General features: G+C 48.9%; 15 protein-coding genes and 1 tRNA gene. 4 read left to right on the top strand and 12 right to left on the bottom strand.

Annotation, left to right across the window (positions count from 1 at the left end):
- Positions 1-581 precede the first annotated feature (581 nt).
- A complete protein-coding gene (locus tag DW800_RS10870) occupies positions 582-2204 on the bottom strand; it encodes a tetratricopeptide repeat protein (protein ID WP_005834536.1) in 1623 nt (540 codons plus the stop codon).
- A gap of 97 nt (positions 2205-2301) precedes the next feature.
- On the opposite strand from DW800_RS10870, the gene DW800_RS10865 reads away from it, so the two are divergent.
- Positions 2302-2910, top strand: a complete 609-nt coding sequence (locus tag DW800_RS10865) for a ribonuclease HII (RefSeq protein WP_005834538.1) — start codon at positions 2302-2304, stop codon at positions 2908-2910.
- A gap of 6 nt (positions 2911-2916) precedes the next feature.
- Here DW800_RS10865 and DW800_RS10860 read toward each other — a convergent pair whose 3' ends face one another.
- Entirely contained in the window at positions 2917-3843 is a 927-nt protein-coding gene (locus tag DW800_RS10860; RefSeq protein ID WP_005834540.1) for a magnesium transporter CorA family protein, read from the bottom strand.
- Positions 3844-4109: 266 nt separating this feature from the next.
- Between DW800_RS10860 and gpmI the strand changes: the two genes are divergently transcribed.
- Together gpmI and DW800_RS10850 are read left to right on the top strand one after the other, a co-directional pair.
- On the top strand, positions 4110-5624 hold the full coding sequence (gene gpmI, locus DW800_RS10855; RefSeq protein ID WP_117680932.1) for a 2,3-bisphosphoglycerate-independent phosphoglycerate mutase: 1515 nt from the start codon (positions 4110-4112) through the stop codon (positions 5622-5624).
- Between the two features lie 112 nt (positions 5625-5736).
- Complete coding sequence (locus DW800_RS10850) at positions 5737-6318, top strand: DUF3109 family protein (RefSeq protein WP_119958052.1); 582 nt, start codon at positions 5737-5739, stop codon at positions 6316-6318.
- A 131-nt stretch (positions 6319-6449) separates the two neighbouring features.
- On the opposite strand, the gene gyrB is transcribed toward DW800_RS10850, so the two are convergent.
- The 3 genes from gyrB to DW800_RS10835 form a co-directional block, all read right to left on the bottom strand.
- On the bottom strand, positions 6450-8411 hold the full coding sequence (gene gyrB / locus DW800_RS10845; protein WP_005830422.1) for a DNA topoisomerase (ATP-hydrolyzing) subunit B: 1962 nt from the start codon (positions 8409-8411) through the stop codon (positions 6450-6452).
- Between the two features lie 205 nt (positions 8412-8616).
- Positions 8617-8871, bottom strand: coding sequence for a 30S ribosomal protein S20 (gene rpsT / locus DW800_RS10840; protein ID WP_016272441.1), 255 nt, complete (start codon positions 8869-8871; stop codon positions 8617-8619).
- 40 nt (positions 8872-8911) lie between these two features.
- Positions 8912-8983: transfer RNA gene (locus tag DW800_RS10835), tRNA-Glu, on the bottom strand.
- A 288-nt stretch (positions 8984-9271) separates the two neighbouring features.
- Between DW800_RS10835 and recO the strand changes: the two genes are divergently transcribed.
- Entirely contained in the window at positions 9272-10000 is a 729-nt protein-coding gene (recO, locus tag DW800_RS10830; RefSeq protein ID WP_005834546.1) for a DNA repair protein RecO, read from the top strand.
- Between the two features lie 337 nt (positions 10001-10337).
- On the opposite strand, the gene DW800_RS10825 is transcribed toward recO, so the two are convergent.
- The 7 genes from DW800_RS10825 to DW800_RS10795 form a co-directional block, all read right to left on the bottom strand.
- A complete protein-coding gene (locus tag DW800_RS10825; protein ID WP_005830410.1) occupies positions 10338-10787 on the bottom strand; it encodes a GatB/YqeY domain-containing protein in 450 nt (149 codons plus the stop codon).
- Positions 10788-10856: 69 nt separating this feature from the next.
- Positions 10857-12170: a cell division protein FtsZ gene (ftsZ, locus tag DW800_RS10820; protein WP_005830408.1), complete on the bottom strand. Its 1314-nt coding sequence runs from the start codon at positions 12168-12170 to the stop codon at positions 10857-10859.
- A gap of 33 nt (positions 12171-12203) precedes the next feature.
- Positions 12204-13637, bottom strand: a complete 1434-nt coding sequence (gene ftsA, locus DW800_RS10815) for a cell division protein FtsA (RefSeq protein WP_008662688.1) — start codon at positions 13635-13637, stop codon at positions 12204-12206.
- A gap of 83 nt (positions 13638-13720) precedes the next feature.
- Complete coding sequence (locus DW800_RS10810; protein ID WP_005830403.1) at positions 13721-14458, bottom strand: cell division protein FtsQ/DivIB; 738 nt, start codon at positions 14456-14458, stop codon at positions 13721-13723.
- Positions 14451-15896 (bottom strand): UDP-N-acetylmuramate--L-alanine ligase, encoded by a 1446-nt coding sequence (murC, locus tag DW800_RS10805; RefSeq protein ID WP_227224327.1) that lies wholly within the window; start codon positions 15894-15896, stop codon positions 14451-14453. Before murC ends, DW800_RS10810 begins: the two co-directional genes overlap by 8 nt.
- A gap of 69 nt (positions 15897-15965) precedes the next feature.
- On the bottom strand, positions 15966-17189 hold the full coding sequence (gene murG / locus DW800_RS10800) for an undecaprenyldiphospho-muramoylpentapeptide beta-N-acetylglucosaminyltransferase (protein ID WP_119958051.1): 1224 nt from the start codon (positions 17187-17189) through the stop codon (positions 15966-15968).
- 97 nt (positions 17190-17286) lie between these two features.
- Entirely contained in the window at positions 17287-18603 is a 1317-nt protein-coding gene (locus DW800_RS10795; protein ID WP_119958050.1) for an FtsW/RodA/SpoVE family cell cycle protein, read from the bottom strand.
- Positions 18604-18679 lie beyond the last annotated feature (76 nt).

The raw sequence follows: 18679 nt of genomic DNA, 5'->3' as shown, positions 1-18679 counted from the left end.
ATTCGCTGCTGATGCAGCATGAAATTTAACGAAGTATTGTTGCAAAATACGGATAACTTATTAGTTCATAGTGATGAACACTTTGTTTCTGCAGTACAAAACACTTCGTTCATGTAGTATAAAACGTTTTGTTTGCACAACATAAAACAAGGTGTTTATATAGTATGAAACAAAGTGTTCACTATAATGGAACAAAGTGTTCGCCCTAATGAAACACATTGTTCTACACGTCGAAATAAACCGTTCTGTGTGTTGAAACAAGCGGTTATATTGGGGGAAACAAAAAGAAAGCTGTCTTTTCCTGATTTCACTAGACACTTTTTTTCTTTATAAACGTCATCAGTAGACGGTTCTTTCATTTGCATACTGATACAGTAGTCCCTTCTTCCGGACTTGCGAGCCTATGCTTACTTGTTCGATGCCTTGTTTCTACTGAGACAAAGTGAGAGCAAACTTTACCCTCACCTTTTTGAAATTGCCCTTACTCACCTCTGAAAGTCCGATGAATAAAGACTTTTAGGTAAGCAGTGAGGGCGGTGAGGGTAGAAATGCAAAATAAATATTTTCAGCCTTGAGCCGGGTTATATATTCTGTAGATAGTCGGTTAGGTCTTCTTCGGAAGAGAGGTTGAGGGATTTGCGCAGGCGGTATCGGTTCATATTGATGGTTTTGGGGGTGGTGCCGGTCAACATGGATATTTCTTTGGTAGACAGGTTCACCCTTAGCAGGGTGGCAAGATATTTCTCGCCTTGTGTCAGTTTGGGATGAATCGCTACCAGTCTTTGGAGGAATTCATTGCTTTTATCATCGATGTTTGTCAATAGGGCACTGTTGGTTTTGTCTCCGCTTTGGCTCTGGCTGATGAATGCGTTGATTTTCTTCAGGTGGGGCGTGATGGCTTGCGCGTCCATCTTATATCCTTCTTTCACCATTCCGCGTATTTTGTCCAGCAGTTCATTGCGGCTTTTCAGGAATACGGCGAAGCTGGTTGCCTCCTGCCGACTGGTAGCCAGGGCATTGTGTACATTTTGAAGTTCCAGCTCTTGCTGATGCATCTTCAGTTCGGCCACTTCTTTTTCGGACAGTTGCAATTGGTAGCGTGCTTCTATCAGTTGCAAATCTTTTCGGCGTTTATACCATTTATATAGAAAGATGCTGAAAGCTATTCCCAGAATAAGTACGCTGCCCAAAAGCCACAAATTGCGTTTCAGTAGCTCTATCTTGTAGGTTTGTTCCTGCATTTCAGTAGCATATTTTTGGTCTTGGTATCTTTTGTAGGAAATTTCCTGCTCGATGTTGCGTAGCTTGTTGCTACTTTGCAGTTCCTTGCCCAGGTGGTACCTCTTGTTCAGATACTTATAGGCTTGGGCATAGTCACCTATAGCTGCATATACCATGGACGAATATTCGTAATTGTCGCAAATCAGTTCGCGGGCTCCGATGTTGTGGGCATACTCGTAGGCTTTATGCAAGGCTTCCAAGGCTTTGGAGTATTGCTTGTCATAGTAATACTGTTTCCCCATGTTGTTGTAGTTTTCGCCAAGAGACCATTGGGCATCCAGATTCTTGTTGATGGTGATGGCTTCCTGGATGAAAGAAAGTTTCTCTTCCGTATTTCCCCGGTACAGACAGAGGTTGTTCAGGTTGGTTGCAATCTCTTTCAGGTTTCGTTGGGCACGGTTGATGGCCAGCGCACGCTGGAAGAAACGCTCGGCAACGGTAAATTCACTCATGAAGTGGTGCATTACTCCACGTTCGTTATAGCATCCGGCCACAGAGGTGGAATCGCCGATGGATTTGAAGATGGAGGTTGCTTTGTCGTTCAGTTCAATGGCTTTGTTGTAATCGCCTAGTTTGCTGTATACACGCCCCATCAAGGAGCAGAGTTGTGCCATTTGTTTTTTGTTGGTGGGATGGATATATTTTTGGGTGTCATAAAGATTCTTGATACTTAGGTCGAAGTTCCCCAACAATTGTTCGGCTTGACAGTAGAGAATCATAGCTTGTGCGCGGACCTCACTGGGCTCATCTTCGGGAAACAAGGCAGAAGCCTGAGCTGCATAGTAGGAAGCTTGTTTGGGGTTGTTGTACAGGTATTTCTGTGCTTGGTCAATCAATTTCTGTGCTTGCTGCATGTCTTGAGCTTGCAGTGGGGCAGCTGCTGACAGAAGACATACGAGTAGTAGACATAGGTTTTTCTTCATGGCATCGTCTTGTTTCTGCAAATTTAATTAATTCTTCTTAGAAGTCCGGTTTCCCTCCAAAAAGATTTATCTTTGTGCCTCAAAGATAGCGATATATATGTTATTACCTTATTTGAATAAAGATTTGATAGAGGCAGGATGCGATGAGGCCGGTCGCGGCTGTCTGGCCGGTGCGGTCTATGCCGCTGCTGTTATTCTGCCAACGGACTTTAAGAATGAACTTTTGAACGACTCCAAGCAGCTGACGGAAAAACAACGCTATGCCTTGCGTGAAGTGATTGAGAAAGAGGCTCTGGCATGGGCGGTGGGCGTCGTCTCTCCCGAAGAAATTGACAAAATCAATATTCTCAATGCCTCCTTTCTTGCCATGCATCGTGCTGTTGACCAACTGAATGTCCGTCCGCAACATCTGCTGATAGACGGCAACCGCTTTAAAAAATATCGGGACTTGCCGCATACTACCGTAGTGAAAGGAGACGGGAAGTACCTTTCCATCGCTGCCGCCTCCATTTTGGCAAAGACCTATCGTGATGACTACATGAACCGCCTTCACGAGGAATATCCGTATTATGACTGGAATCGTAACAAGGGGTATCCCACCAAGAAACATCGTGCCGCCATTGCTGAGCGGGGCACTACACCCTATCATCGCTTGACGTTCAATCTCTTGGGGGATGGGCAGTTGTCGCTGAACTTCGGACAATGATGCTGTTTAGAACCACTTAATCCTTCTGAACCATACGAATGTCACTGCTGATAATATTGCTGACAAAAGTATGATGAAAATAAACGCGTGCGGAAAACTCTCCAGGTGGATGTCCACATTCATGCCGTAGAAACTGGCTATCAACGTGGGAATCATCAGTGTAATGCTGAGGCTTGTCATACGTTTCATGATGGCATTCACATTGTTGGAGATGATGGAGGCGAAGGCGTCCATGGTTCCCGTCAGAATATCACTGTAGATGTTCACGGTATTGTATGCCTGCTTCAACTCGATGACCACGTCTTCCAATAATTCCAAATCCAGATAATTGGTGTCCTGAAAGATGTTTTTCAGCCGTCCTATCATCACTTCATTGCCACGGATGGAAGTGTTGAAGTAGACCAGCGTCTTCTGCAGCTTCATCAGTTGCAGGAGGTCTTCGTTGCGGATGCTTTTCTCCAGCTCTTTTTCGGCGGTGGCCACGTCGTTGTTTATCTGTTTCAGATACTTCAGGAACCAGACGGCAGAAGAGTAGATGATTCGCAGAATCAAATCCAGTTTATTGTTGACGACTATGTTCTTCCGGCGTGTGTGCTGGATGAAGTCCGGTATCAGCTCCGTGTGGTGATAGCAGACAGAAACGATGATTCCGTCATTGGTGATAATGCCGATGGGCACGGTGATGAACGGCACGCCGCGTTGGTTGCTCTGCATCGGGATGCGGAGGATGGTCAGCAGCCAGTTGTCTTCTGTTTCCGTACGCGGGCGCTCGTCCACGTCGGCTATGTCTTCCAAGAATGATTCGGGAACTTTCAGCTCTTCGGTAAGGAATTTGAAATCATCGTTGTCCGGGCATTCTACGTTGACCCAGCAGTTGGGTTGCCATTCGGCCTTTTCAGTGAAGCCGTTTTCACTGTAGAGATACTTTCTCATTGTTTGCCTCCTTTCAGGTTGGAACAGAGGCATTGCAGTCAACGTCTCCGTTCGTTTTATTGGTGAATACTATTGCACGTTCGTGGGTTTGAATCGTCCATATTTCTTGTTTTTTATTTTTTAAGCGTGGCAAAAGTACATAAATCATTTGAAACAGTACGCTTTAACAGCTGTTTTTTGTACCTTTGCAGCGCAAAAACAGGTTCCTACTATAAAGAACGTTTGTATCATACAAAAAGATTATACAATTAAATTCGATTAATATTATGAGTAAGAAAGCCCTTTTAATGATTCTTGATGGCTGGGGCATCGGCGATCAAGGCAAAGATGATGTGATTTTCAATACACCTACTCCGTATTGGGACAGTCTGTTGGCAGCTTATCCGCATTCCGAGCTTCAGGCAAGCGGTGAAAACGTTGGTTTGCCCGACGGACAGATGGGTAATTCTGAAGTAGGTCACCTCAATATCGGTGCCGGACGCATTGTTTACCAGGATTTGGTGAAGATTAACCGTGCTTGTGCCGATGGCAGCATCCTGAAGAACAAGGAAATTGTTTCTGCTTTCTCATATGCAAAGGAAAACGGCAAGAATATCCACTTTATGGGACTGACCAGCAACGGTGGCGTGCACAGCTCTTTTGACCATTTGTTCAAACTCTGCGATATTTCCAAGGAATACGGTATCGAGAATACCTTCATCCACTGTTTTATGGACGGTCGTGATACCGACCCGAAGAGCGGTAAATGCTTCATTGAGCAGCTGACTGCCCATTGCGAGAAGTCTGCCGGCAAGATTGCTTCCATCGTGGGACGTTTCTATGCCATGGACCGTGACAAACGTTGGGAACGTGTGAAGGTTGCCTACGATTTGTTGGTAAACGGTGAAGGGAAGGTCGCTACGGATATGGTCCAGGCTATGCAGGAGTCCTACGACGAAGGCGTTACGGATGAATTCATCAAGCCGATTGTGAACGGTGGCTTCGACGGTACCATCAAGGAAGGTGATGTTGTAATCTTCTTCAACTACCGTAACGACCGTGCCAAGGAATTGACCGTTGTCCTCACCCAGCAAGATATGCCCGAACAAGGCATGCAAACCATTCCGGGCCTGCAGTTCTACTGCATGACTCCGTATGACGCCAGCTTCAAGGGTGTACATATCCTTTTTGATAAGGAGAATGTACAGAACACATTGGGCGAATATCTTGCTGCCAATGGCAAGACCCAGCTGCACATTGCCGAAACAGAGAAGTATGCACACGTGACTTTCTTCTTCAACGGTGGCCGCGAGACTCCCTACGATGCTGAAGAGCGCATCCTGGTTCCTTCTCCGAAGGTTGCCACTTACGACTTGAAGCCTGAAATGAGTGCGTACGAGGTGAAGGACAAGTTGGTTGAAGCTATCAAGACCCAGAAGTTCGATTTCATCGTGGTGAACTACGCCAATGGTGATATGGTGGGACATACCGGTATCTACGAAGCTATCGAGAAGGCAGTGAAAGCCATCGACGAATGTGTGAAAGACACCGTTGAGGCTGCCAAGGCAAACGATTATGAAGTAATCATCATCGCCGACCACGGTAATGCCGACCATGCTCTGAATGAGGATGGTACTCCGAATACTGCCCACTCTCTGAACCCCGTTCCTTTCGTTTACGTTACTGCAAACAAGGACGCCAAGGTTGAGAACGGTGTATTGGCTGACGTAGCTCCTTCTATCCTGCATATCTTGGGTATGGAGCAGCCGGCCGAAATGACTGGTAAGGATTTGATTAAGTAAGGCGTCAAAGCCGTAACAATATTTAGACGCGGATTATACGGATTCCACGGATGCTCTTAAAGTTGAGTCTGTGCAATCCGGATAATCCGCGTCTTTTTTCAATAGAACGATTATGATACAGATTGGTGATGTTGTGGTTTCTTTCGATGTTTTGCGCGAGAAGTTCTTGTGTGACTTGGATGCCTGCCAGGGGATTTGCTGCATTGAGGGCGATGCCGGTGCTCCCGTAGAGCTGGACGAGGTGGAGAAACTGGAAGAGGTGCTTCCGCTGATTTGGGACGAGCTTTCTCCCGAAGCCCGTACCGTGATAGAGGAGCAAGGTGTGGTCTATACCGATTGTGAAGGTGACCTGGTGACTTCTATTGTAAACAACAAGGATTGCGTCTTTACCTGCTATGATGATAAAGGCTGTTGCTATTGTGCCATCGAAAAGGCTTACCGTGAGGGTAGGACCAACTTCTACAAACCTATATCCTGCCATCTCTATCCGATAAGGGTGGGGAACTACGGACTCTATAAGGCAGTGAACTATCATCGTTGGGATGTCTGCAAAGCCGCTATACTGTTGGGGCAAAAGGAAAATCTGCCCGTGTACAAGTTTCTGAAAGAGCCGCTTATCCGTAAGTTTGGTGAGGACTGGTATGCAGAGCTGGAATTGGTAGTGGAAGAGATGAAAAAACAAGGAATCCTATAGTTCTTCCGTGCGGAGACGGGCCTCTTCTTTGGAGGAGAAGAGGGATAAAGGAAAAGCCCCGGTCAGCAGGATTATCCTGCCCGTCCGGGGCTTCCTCGTTGTAAGATGTGAGGTTGGTTATTTATTATTTATTAAGCGTCAATATTTGCATACGTTGCATTCTTTTCGATGAAATCGCGGCGCGGGCCCACGTCTTCACCCATCAGCATGGAGAAGATATAGTCGGCTTCGGCTGCATTTTCAAGATGCACCTGCTTCAGCATGCGGTTTTCCGGATTCATGGTGGTTTCCCACAACTGTTCCGGGTTCATTTCACCCAAACCTTTGTAGCGTTGGGTGTGTACTGCGTTTTCCGAACCGCCGCCGTAAGTGTCGATGAACTTCTGGCGCTGCTGGTCTGTCCAGCAATACTCTTTCGCCTTGCCTTTGGTGCAAAGGTAAAGGGGAGGAGTGGCGATGTACAAGCAACCCTGCTGGATAACTTGCGGGAAGTAGCGGAAGAAAAGCGTCATAATCAGCGTGTCGATGTGAGAACCATCGACGTCGGCATCGGTCATGATGATAATCTTCTTGTAGCGCAGCTTGTCAATGTTCGCTTCTTTGCTGTCTTCACCGTCCACGCCGAAACGGATGCCCAGCGCCTGGATGATATTGTTTACTTCGTCGCTCTCGAATGCCTTGTGCCACATGGCCTTTTCCACATTCAGAATCTTACCGCGAAGCGGCAGGATAGCTTGGAACGCACGGTTACGGCCTTGCTTTGCTGAACCGCCTGCCGAGTCACCCTCGACGAGGAACAATTCGCATTCTTCTGGGTCCTTGCTGGAGCAGTCGGCCAACTTACCGGGCATGCCACCGCCGGACATCGGCGATTTGCGTTGTACGGATTCGCGTGCCTTACGTGCGGCGATACGTGCCTGGGCGGCAAGAATCACCTTGTCTACAATCAGCTTGGCTTCCTTCGGGTGTTCCTCCAAGTAGTAGGTGAGGGCTTCGCCCACAGCCTGGTCTACGGCACCCATCACTTCGTTGTTACCCAGCTTTGTCTTGGTCTGTCCTTCGAACTGAGGCTCTGCCACCTTGATGGAGATAACGGCAGTTAATCCTTCGCGGAAGTCGTCGCCTGCAATCTCTACCTTGGCTTTCTCCAGCATCTTGTTGTCTTCGGCGTATTTTTTCAATGTACGGGTCAGTGCACGGCGGAAACCTGCCAAGTGGGTACCCCCTTCAATGGTATTGATGTTGTTTACGTAAGAGTGTACATTTTCGTTATAAGAAGTGTTGTACATGATGGCTACTTCCACCGGTGTGCCTTGCTTCTCGGTGTTGATGTAGATTACATCGTTCATGAAGTGTTCGCGTGAGGAGTCCACGTAGCGCACAAATTCCTTCAGGCCTTCTTCCGAGTAGAAGATTTCCTTCTTGGCATTTCCCTCTTCGTCCTTTACGCGAAGGTCGGTCAGTGAAATCTTGATGCCTGCGTTCAGGTAAGCCAACTCGCGCATGCGGGTGGCAAGAATATCATAGTTGTAGACTGTTTCCGTAAAGATGGTATCGTCCGGCCAGAACTGCTGGCGTGTACCGGTAATGTCTGTTGTGCCCACTTCCTTGACGGAGTAGAGCGGATGTCCGCAGGAATATTCCTGCTGATAGATTTTTCCGTTACGGAAAACCTGGGTAGTCATGTGTGTAGACAAGGCGTTTACGCAAGATACACCTACACCATGCAGACCTCCCGATACCTTGTAGGAACCTTTGTCGAACTTACCTCCGGCATGCAGTACGGTCATTACAACTTCCAGTGCGGATTTCTTTTCCTTTTCGTGATAGTCTACCGGGATACCACGTCCGTTGTCTTGTACGGTGATGGAGTTGTCCTCGTTAATGGTGACTTCGATGTGGTCGCAATAGCCGGCAAGTGCCTCGTCGATGGAGTTGTCCACAACCTCGTACACCAGGTGGTGAAGCCCTTTGCTGCTAATGTCGCCAATATACATCGCGGGACGCTTTCTCACTGCTTCCAAACCTTCCAGTACCTGGATGTTTTCGGCAGAATAGCTCCCGTTATTGGAGTGAATCTGTTCTTCAGTCATAATCTTTTTTCCTTATTGTAATAACAGAGCAAATATAGTGAAAATCCTCGGGATATGGTGCTAAACAAACGGATAAATTCGGGTAGTTTACAGCTTTTTAGCACAGAAAAGAAACTTGTGTGGAAGCAGGTAAATAGAGAGGTATAAATGAGAAAGGCCGGACTAAAAAGTCCAGCCTTGTAATATCTTTTGTGTAACAGTCAACTTAAACCAGCTTGTTGATATAGATAGCCAATTTTGACTTCAGGTTGTTAGCCTTGTTCTTGTGGATTACATTAGTCTTAGCCAATTTATCCAACAGTTTTGTGATACCCGGATACATCGCTGTTGCTGCAGCTTTGTCTGTAGTAGCACGAAGCTTACGAACAGCGTTTCTCATGGTCTTGCCATAATATCTGTTGTGAAGTCTTCTTGTTTCTTCTTGTCTGATTCTCTTCAGTGATGATTTATGATTTGCCATCTCGACTAATCTTTTTTAATTCGTTTATTTTTTTATTTTGTAGCCCGTGGGGGAATCGAACCCCCCTTTCAAGAATGAAAATCTTGCGTCCTAACCGATAGACGAACGGGCCATCCTTTGGTGAGCGTTTCCGCTCTTGCAAAGAGCCTTTATTTCTCGTTTGCGGATGCAAAGGTAGAAACTATTTTTGAATTACCAAAACATTCGCAAGAAAAAAATATAGCTTTTTGTTGCTTTTTGTCTTAGGGTGGAATTTTATCTGCTGAAAATCAGTGTGGTATGTGCTTTTATTTTTTTACACTCCTTACCTTATTTTTTTATTCTTCTCCTTTTGTTTCTCTTCTTTCGGGCTTTTTTTGTAGCTTTGTTATCAGATTGAAACCAGATAAAGAAATCGGGAATGTTACAGAAAACACTGGGAATTGTGCTGCATACCTTGAAATATAAGGATACATCTCTCATTGCAGACATCTATACGGAGGTGGCTGGCAGGGCTTCCTTCATGGTGTCCATACCCCGTTCGCGCAAGGCGGCGGTGAAGCCGGTACTCTTCCAGCCGCTGGCATTGGTGGAACTTGAAGCCGATTTCCGTCCTAATGCCACTATATATAAGGTGAAGGAGGCGAAGTCTCTTTATCCTTTCGCCACGCTTCCCTACGATCCCTACAAATCTGCCATCGCTTTGTTTCTTTCGGAATTCCTTTATCGCGCCGTCCGGGAGGAGGCAGAGAACCGTCCGCTGTTTGCTTATCTGTATCATTCCGTCATCTGGCTGGATGAATGCAGGGAGGGGTTTGCCAATTTCCATCTGGTCTTCCTGATGCGCCTTTCCCGTTTTCTCGGTTTGTATCCCAACCTGGAGGATTATCATGCCGGAGATTACTTCGATTTGCAGAATGCTTGTTTCACTCCCTTGCGTCCGCAGCTCCATTCCAATTACATCGCTCCCGAGGAGGCGGCCCGCCTGACACAGCTGATGCGCATGAATTATGAAACGATGCATCTTTTCACCATGAACCGGTTGGAGCGTACCCGCTGCCTGAACATTATGAATGAATATTATCGTCTGCATCTGCCGGATTTCCCGGTATTGAAATCACTTGAGGTATTGAAGGAGCTTTTTGATTGATTATCGTCGGTGTAACGGCCCAATAAGTGTGCGCTGCCTTTATTATAGGAGTAGGGAGTTTTACTTACTGCTGTAAGGGTCGTTACGATAAGCTGTAACGGTCGTTACAATATAGGGTAACGACCGTTTCAATATAGGGTAACCGTCGTTACATCATTAGGTAACGGCTTTTACATCTTATGGTAAACGGTCGGTAAATATAATGCGTTGATAGATAGTGTATAATCTCTTGTGGGGGAGGATATGGATTGGTATGTAAAAAGCCGTGTTCAACAGACTTTGGACGCTGAGTCCCTCTGTTGAAGCACGGCTTATATGATAGGGGAAGTGTATTTCTTTATCCCAGCAACTCTTTTACTTTGGCTGAGATGGCGCGGCCTTCGGCAAGTCCGGCAAGTTTCTTGCTGGCTACACCCATCACCTTGCCCATGTCCTTGCCGCTGGTGGCGCCGACTTCGGCTATGATTTCCTTCAAGGCTGCCTCCAGTTCTTCGGCGCTCATCTGCTTGGGCAGATAGGTTTCAAGCACCTTTACTTGTGCCAGCTCATCGTCTGCCAAGTCCTGGCGACCTTGCTGTACATAGATTTCAGCGGCGTCTTTGCCTTGCTTGGTCAGTTTTTGGATAATCTTCAAAGCATCTGCATCGCTCAGGGTATCGTTGGCTCCGGGAGCGGTTTTGGCTTCAAGGAATACTTTCTTTACGTTTCTCAATGTTTCGAGAGCCACTTTGTCTTTGGCTTTCATGGCTGTTTTAATGTCTTCGCTGACTTTTTCAAATAAATCCATATTGTTATAGGTTTACTCCTGTTCCCCCGAAGGGGAGGAGGATGGTTTTACATATCGGGAACGGAAAAATCAGAAGGTGATGACTCCCCCTGCACCGCCTTCTGCCTCTTGCGCGGCTTCGGTGGCGAGCTGCCCTTCCTGCTCTGCCTTCATCTTGATGCTGTTCAGCGTGCTTTTGTCACGCAGATAGGTCGGAGAATTCTCTACCATGCTGATGATGTCGGCGTTGTCCATGTCTTCGGGATTGAAGAGATAGATATGGCGACGGCGGCTGCGCTGGGAACGGGCATTGGCATCCTTGCCATAGTACACTTCGCGGCGGTTGCGTCTCTGTTCCTCTTCCTCCTCCAGCTCGGCAAGGCGTTGCTGTTCTTCGGCGGTGCGCTGGGTGATGCGGTCGTCCATCTCCTTCATGTGGATGTCCTGGATACCGAAACCGGTGGCAAGCAGGGTGATTTTCACTTTCTGTTCCAGCTTGTCGTCAATGGCCATACCGAATTTGGTTTCGAAGTCGCGGCTGAAACGGTTCATGAACTCCTTCACCTCGTCCATCTCGCTCATCATCAGCTTGTATTGTGCACTGTAAGAGATGTTGAGGAGTACTTTCTTGGAGTTGAAGATGTCGTTGTTGTTCAGCAACGGCGAGTGCTGCGCGTTCTTGATGGCTTCGCTGACACGGTTGTCACCTTCGCCGTAGCCGGTACTCATGATGGCTACGCCGCCGTCCTTCAGCACTGTTTTCACGTCGTTGAAGTCGAGGTTCACCTTTCCATGCAGGGTGATGATTTCGGCAATACTCTTGGCGGCTACCGAAAGGGTGTCGTCGGCTTTGTCGAACGCGTCGTCCACGGACAACTCGCTGTATATCTCGCTCAGCTTTTCATTGTTGATGACCAGCAGGGCATCTACGTGCTTGCTGATTTCCTCTACGCCATCCAGTGCCTGGTCTATCTTCTTGTCGCCCTCCCAGCGGAAAGGGATGGTGACGATGCCGATGGTCAGGATGTCCATTTCCTTGGCGGTTTGTGCAATGATGGGTGCGGCACCCGTACCGGTACCACCGCCCATTCCGGCAGTGATGAATACCATCTTGGTGCCGTCGTTCAGCATATTCTTGATGTCTTCGATGCTCTCTTCTGCTGCCTTGCGGGCACGGGCAGGGCGGTTTCCGGCTCCCAGGCCTTCTTTTCCAAGCTGTAACTTCACGGGCACGGGAGAGTCCTTCAACGCTTGGTTGTCTGTGTTGCACAGTACGAACGTCACGTCGTGTATACCTTCCCGGTACATATGGTTCACGGCATTGCCGCCACCTCCGCCTACACCGATTACTTTAATGATTTTCGGTGAATCGGTCGGGAAATCGAATTGTACTATATCTTCCATAATAACTTAATTTTCTGGCACATTATCACATTATTACTTCATATCGTCGTCCGAGAAGATTTCGTTGGAAAGCTTGTTGAAAGTCTTTTCGAACCAGCTGGGGCCTTCTTTCTTTTTCTTCTTCTTTTCTTCCTTTTCGCGCAGTTCCCTTTCTTTGCGCTCACGCTCCTTGCGTTCTTTCTCTTCCTTCTCGCGCTGTGCCTTGGCGGCGCGTGCGGCGGCTTCCTGCTCTTTCAGCGCTTCGTCGTCAACGAATATGTCGACCGGTTTGGGAGGAACATTGGAGGCAGGCTGCTGCACCGGCTTCACCTCTTGCAGGCAGCAATTCTCGTTGCCGGCAGCCAGCAGGCCCAGCAGTGTGTTGTGCATGCCGTCCTTCTTGGGCTCGTCGCTGCGTGTGTGGACGGTGGTCTGTACGAACTTGGCGGTCTTTACCTTTTCAATCTTGCTTACTCTATGGAAGGCTTTCTCAAGATTCTTCAGATTGGCTCCTCCACCGGTGAATACAACACCGGAGAAAAGTTTGTCCTCGTAGCCGGAAAGTTGCAACTGGTTCCATACGTTGGCAAGAATTTCTTCTGCACGTGCTCCGATAATATTGTTCAGCAGGGCCAGTTCGAAGGTACGGCCGTCTTCCGACGTGCATACGGCAGGGGTCTCGGCGTCTTCTTCCTCCTCGTAGAGGGCATCACCGTATTGCAGTTTCAGCTTCTCGGCATCTTCCTCTTCCATTTGCAGGGAAGTGATGTCGTGGGTAATGTTGTTTCCACCCAGCGGCAGTACGCTGAGGTAGCGCAGGATATTGTTCTTATAGACCAGCACGGTGGTGGTGTCGGCACCGAAGTCCACCAGTGCACAGCCCGAACGCATCTCGTTTTCGGTCAGCACGGCTTTGGCCAACGCAGTGGGAGCCACGAGCAGGTCGTCGGCAATTTCCACTTTGGCTTGCTCGAAGCTGTGTTCGAGGTTCTTCTTCAGCGAGGCACGCGCTACGATGTTGAGGAACTGCCCGGTGATGTATCTTCCGGCAACTCCTACGGGCTCCACATGCAGCGTGTTGTCTATCTTGTATTCTTGCGGGGCTACATCCAGCACACTCATGTCTACCAAGGGTACATCACGGTTCTCGTCGCAAATCTCGTCTACCAGTTCTTGCGAAATGATGCTCTCTTCCTCCAGCGTACGGCTTACCGCATTCCTCACCGTGCGCAATGATTGTCCGCCGATGCCTACATATACTTTGGCGATGGAGTTGTTCAGCTGGCCTTCCAGCTTGTTGATGATGGAAGTCAGCGCTTGTGCGGCCTTGTCAATGTTGTAGATGGCCCCTTTGTGTATAAACGGGGATGCATCTTCGCGTGCATAAGCCAACACCTGGATACTTCCGTCACTGCTCTTCTTTCCTGCGATACCGGAAATCTTGGAAGAACTCAACTCGATAGCGGCGATGAAATCTGTTGTTGCCATATCTATTTATTTACTATTTTACTATTTACAATTTACTATTTGCTGCGCTTTGATAAAGAAGGACTATTAGTAAATCCCTTTCTCTACTCTCTCTTTGTGCAGATGATTTGATTATCAAATTCAACGCTGATACGGGAGTATTTGTTCCAACCCACCTGGTTCAATCCTCTTTCGTAGAATGCCTTTACACGTTTCAGCTTCTTCTCGAATCCGGCAATCTTGCCTAAATAGATAAGATGGTCGCCGACACGGGGCACTAACTCGATGTTCTTGCCGGGCAATACGTGAATTTGCTCTATCTGTGCATTCCAAAAAGAATTCTTTTGCAAAAATACACCAAACTTATATAAATCCCTCATGGCAAACGACTTTTCTACATTTCCGGTTACAACGGCGAGGTGTGCAACGCACTTTGCATCGGGGGGCATCACGGTACCTTTGTTGTCCAGATAGTAGTTTTCGCCGTTGGCGCTCATCACGCGCAGGATGGGGGTGCGCTGGGTCACTTCGATGCAGAGCTTGCCGCTCGGGGTTTTGTAGCACTCCACCTGGTCGATGAGGGGATGCTTGGCAAGTTCGCGCTCCAAGGTCTTGGTACGCACGCGTTCCAGGTCTTTCCCAATGGGGCTGATGCCTTTCTTTTCCAGCAGGGTAGCTACTTCCTTCTTCGTGATGAAGCCGGCATATACCGTGTCTTTTATCACCAGTTCCACGTCTTGGCACACCTGCGAGGTGGGCTTGCGGTTGAAAGCTGTGACAGCCACTACCAGGTAAGCAATGACAAGCAACAGAACGATAGAAAGTAGAATCCTTTTAACCATGATATTTTTCTGATAATAGTTGGGTGATTTGGGGCGCATAGTTGTCCAGGTCTCCGGCTCCCAGCACTACCAATACTTCGGTGTGCTTTTGGGCGAGGAGGCTGAGGACGTCTTCTTTCCTACAGATGCATTTCTCGATGCCGGGGCGGAGGTTGTCATAAATCAGCTGACTCGTCACGCCGGGAATCGGTTGCTCGCGGGCAGGGTATATCTCTGTCAGAATCACCTCGTCGGATAGGGAAAGGCTGTCTGCAAAGTCACGATAGAAGTCGCGAGTACGGGTGTACAAGTGGGGCTGGAAGATGACGGTTATCTTCTTGTCTTGGTACAACTCGCGGACGGACTTCACGCTTTGGGCTATTTCGGCAGGGTGGTGGGCGTAATCGCTGAGGAATACAATCCGGTCGTTCTTCAGCTTGAAGTCGAAGCGGCGGTCCACTCCGCGGAAGCTTGCCATGCCTTGCTTGATTTCTTCGTCGGTGGCACCGCTGAGATGGGCGAGTGCCATGGCGGCAACACCATTCTCGATGTTGATACTGACGGGAACCCCCAACTGAATATCGTTGATGCGGGTGTCAGGCGCCACGAAGTCGATGAAGATTTCACCGTTTCCGATGCGGATATTCTCGGCATGGAAGTCGCCTTCGTTGCGCGAGTAGGTATAGGTGGTGACGCCCGGTTGTACGTCGGCTTGCATTTCCAGTCCTTTGTGCAGAATCAGGGCGCCGCCCGGCTGGATAAGCGTGGTGTAGTGGCGGAAGCTTTCGAGATAGGCTTCTTTGGTGCCGTATATATCCAGGTGGTCGGGGTCGGTGGCAGTAATGACACTCATCCAGGGCGATAGCCAGTGGAAGGAGCGGTCGAACTCATCCGCTTCGATAACGGTATAAGGGCTGGTGGCGGAAAGCAGCAGATTCGTACCGTAGTTCTTCGAAATACCTCCGAGGAAGGCGATGCAGCCCACGTGTGACTGGTGCAGCAGGTGGGCAGCCATGGTGCTGGTGGTAGTCTTGCCATGCGTACCTGCCACGCACAGGCCTTTGCTGCTGCGGGTTATAATGCCTAATACTTGGGAGCGCTTATGTATGTCGAAACCGTTTTCACGGAAATAGGTCAGTTCTGCATGCTCTTGCGGCACGGCGGGGGTATAGACCACGAGCGTGCTTGCCTTGTCTTTGCACTCCTCCGGAATAAGGTTGATATCCTCTTCGTAGTGTATCTGTGCTCCTTCCGTAATCAGACGTTCTGTCAGTTCGCTCGACGTACGGTCGTAGCCCGCTACTGTCTTTCCTTTAGAGAGGAAATAGCGTATCAGAGCGCTCATGCCGATGCCGCCGGCACCGACGAAATAAACGGAGCGAATGGCTTCAAGCCTCACCCCCTGCCCCTCCCCCGTAGGGAGGGGAGATGAGTTACTATTGCTTATATTTTTATTCATATTCAAATTTTTTCTTCAAACTCTTCTTCCAAAAGTATGATATTATAAAAAGAACGATAGCAGTACTATCTATTCCCCCCTCCCTACGGGGGAGGGACAAGGGGAGAGGCTCTTCAATACCTCCTTCGCAATAATTGTCGCCGAGTCCGGCAACGCTAGCTTGGCGATATTCTTGCTCAAGTCTTGCAGCTTCTCGGGGTTAGCGATTGTCTCCAACGCCACCGGCAGCAGCTTCTCTTTCGCTTCCACATCCTTCACATAGATAGCTGCATCCTTATCCACCAGCGCCAGCGCATTCTTGGTCTGATGGTCTTCGGCCACATTGGGTGAGGGAACCAGGATGACCGGCTTGTGCAGCAGGCAGAACTCGGAGATGGAACCGGCTCCGGCACGTGAAATCACCAGATCGGCAGCGGCATAGGCGTTTGCCATATCCTTAATGAAGTCCGTCACATACAGATTCGGAATGGCACTGATATGCGGGTTACGTACGGCTTCTCCCGTAGTGGCTGTAATGGCTTCTCTGACTTGGTCAATGTATATCTTGCCAGTCTGCCAGATAAACTGTACGTCGGGGTGGGTACGAATGATATCCAGGCCGGCGGTCAGTGTCTGGTTGATGGTACGCGCTCCAAGACTACCGCCCAGAATGAGGATAGTCTTCTTTTCCGGGTTCAATCCGAAGTACTTTACGGCGTCTGCGTGCAGGATGGAATGTCCGAGCAGGTTCTGGCGCACCGGATTACCTGTCATGATTATCTTTTCTGCCGGGAAGAACTTTTCCATGCCTTCGTAGGCCACGCAAATCTTGCATGCCTTCTGTGCCAGCAGCTTGTTGGTGACACCGGCGTAGGAATTCTGTTCCTGTATCAGTGTGGGAATACCCATCATGCCCGCCATTTTCAGCGTAGGACCACTGGCATAGCCACCTACACCGACGGCCACTTGTGGGCGGAACTCCTTGATGATGCTCCGTGCTTTCCACTGGCTCCGTATCAGTTTCAGCAGTACGGAGAAGTTCTTCCACAGATGTTTACGGTCGAATCCGGCAACGGGTAAGCCTATAATCCGGTAGCCTGCATCGGGAACACGCTGCATCTCCATTCTTCCTTCGGCACCTACGAAGAGAATCTCTGCGTCGGGACACAACTCTTTTATGGCGTTAGCGATGGAGACGGCCGGAAAGATATGTCCTCCGGTACCGCCGCCGCTGATGATAAGCCTCACCCCCTGCCCCGTAGGGAGGGGGGTAGAGTTACTTCTGCTTGTATAATTGTTCACATCTTTGTTCATATTCTTGTTCTTCTTTATTTTTCTTATTGGTATCCTCTCCATTACTCAATCATTCTTTCCTTCCCTCCCTACGGAGGAGGGGTTGGGGGAGAGGCTGTTATTCAAACTCCGCATCACTGTTCAGCACCTTTGCCGTCGGCTCGGCGGCTGTTTGTGCCTCGCTGTCGACCGGTTGTTCCGGGCTCTCTGCATTTCCGGCATCCACCAGCATCGGCACTTGCGCATCATGCATCCGCTGTTCCTCCAGCTTGGCTGTATAGCGGCTGACACTCAGTATCATGCCGATGTAGGCACAGTTGATGAAAGTGGATGTACCACCCTTGCTGATGAGTGGAAGCGGTTGTCCCGTGACGGGTGCCAGACCTACGGCAACCATCATGTTGAACAGCGCCTGCGTGACGAGCAGCAAGGCTATTCCGGTAATGAGGAAAGCGGGGAAAGTGCGGTCGCATTTTTTGGCGATACGGCCCACTCGCACCAATAGGCAGACATAAAGGAACACAACGACTATTCCGCCTACCAGTCCCAGTTCCTCGATGATGATGGCATAGATGAAATCGGAGAATGCCTGGCTCAGAAAGTCACGCTGTACGGAGTTTCCCGGACCCTTGCCTACAACGTTGCTCGTAGCTACGGCAATACGGGCATGTGCCACTTGCCCGTCGCCGTCGATGTCGAATTTGGCGGCAGGAACTTCCTCCTTGTTGGTAAAGTCTGCAATACGGGATTTTACAGTGGTGAAGCGGTGCCCCATCGGTATATTTTCCAATGTCTTGTCTGGCGTGGCCAGCAGGAAGGCGACAAAGACTGTTACGAATGCCACAATTCCCCCTCCCAGTATCAGCAGTTTCCTGGCAGATACCCGTCCGATGAACATCATCAGGTAGACCGTTCCGAAGAGCAGCATTCCCGTCGAGTAGTTTTCTGGCAGGATAAGGCCACAGACAATGCAGGTAATAATCATGATGCGCTTAAAGGCTTTCGGACTTGCACCGTCTTCATCCTGCCCTTTCGAGAGGATAAAGGCGGTAACGATGACAACGGCCATCTTCGCTATTTCTGACGGCTGGAACTGAATGCCCATGAAGGTCATCCAGCGGGCTGCGCCGTTTACGCGGTCGCCGGTAATGAATCCCATCAGCATCACAAAAGCCAGCAGTCCGATGGATATCGGAAGCAGGAATACCGGGAACACCTGAAACCATTTATAGGGGATGTTGTGTACCAGTACTACAATGACGGCGCCTACCATCAGGAGGATGCTGTGTTGCGTAATCGGTCCCCAATGGTCGCCACTCTTGTAGGTCAGCGTACTGGCAGCACTGAATACCTCTGTGATGGAGATGAGGCAAAGGAAAAGGAAAATAATCCAAATCACTTTATCGCCTTTGAATATGCTCTTTAATAAATCCAATGCTTCGCAAATTAAAAATTAATAATTAAAGAATTACAAGTTGCCGTTCTTGTTACGGAATTCGTAATAGGACTGT

It is taken from the genome of Bacteroides sp. AM32-11AC (genome assembly GCF_003603515.1).
GTDB classification, from domain to species: domain Bacteria; phylum Bacteroidota; class Bacteroidia; order Bacteroidales; family Bacteroidaceae; genus Bacteroides; species Bacteroides uniformis.
Note: the sequence above shows the minus strand (reverse complement) of the source record. Positions and strands in the feature narration are given on the sequence as shown.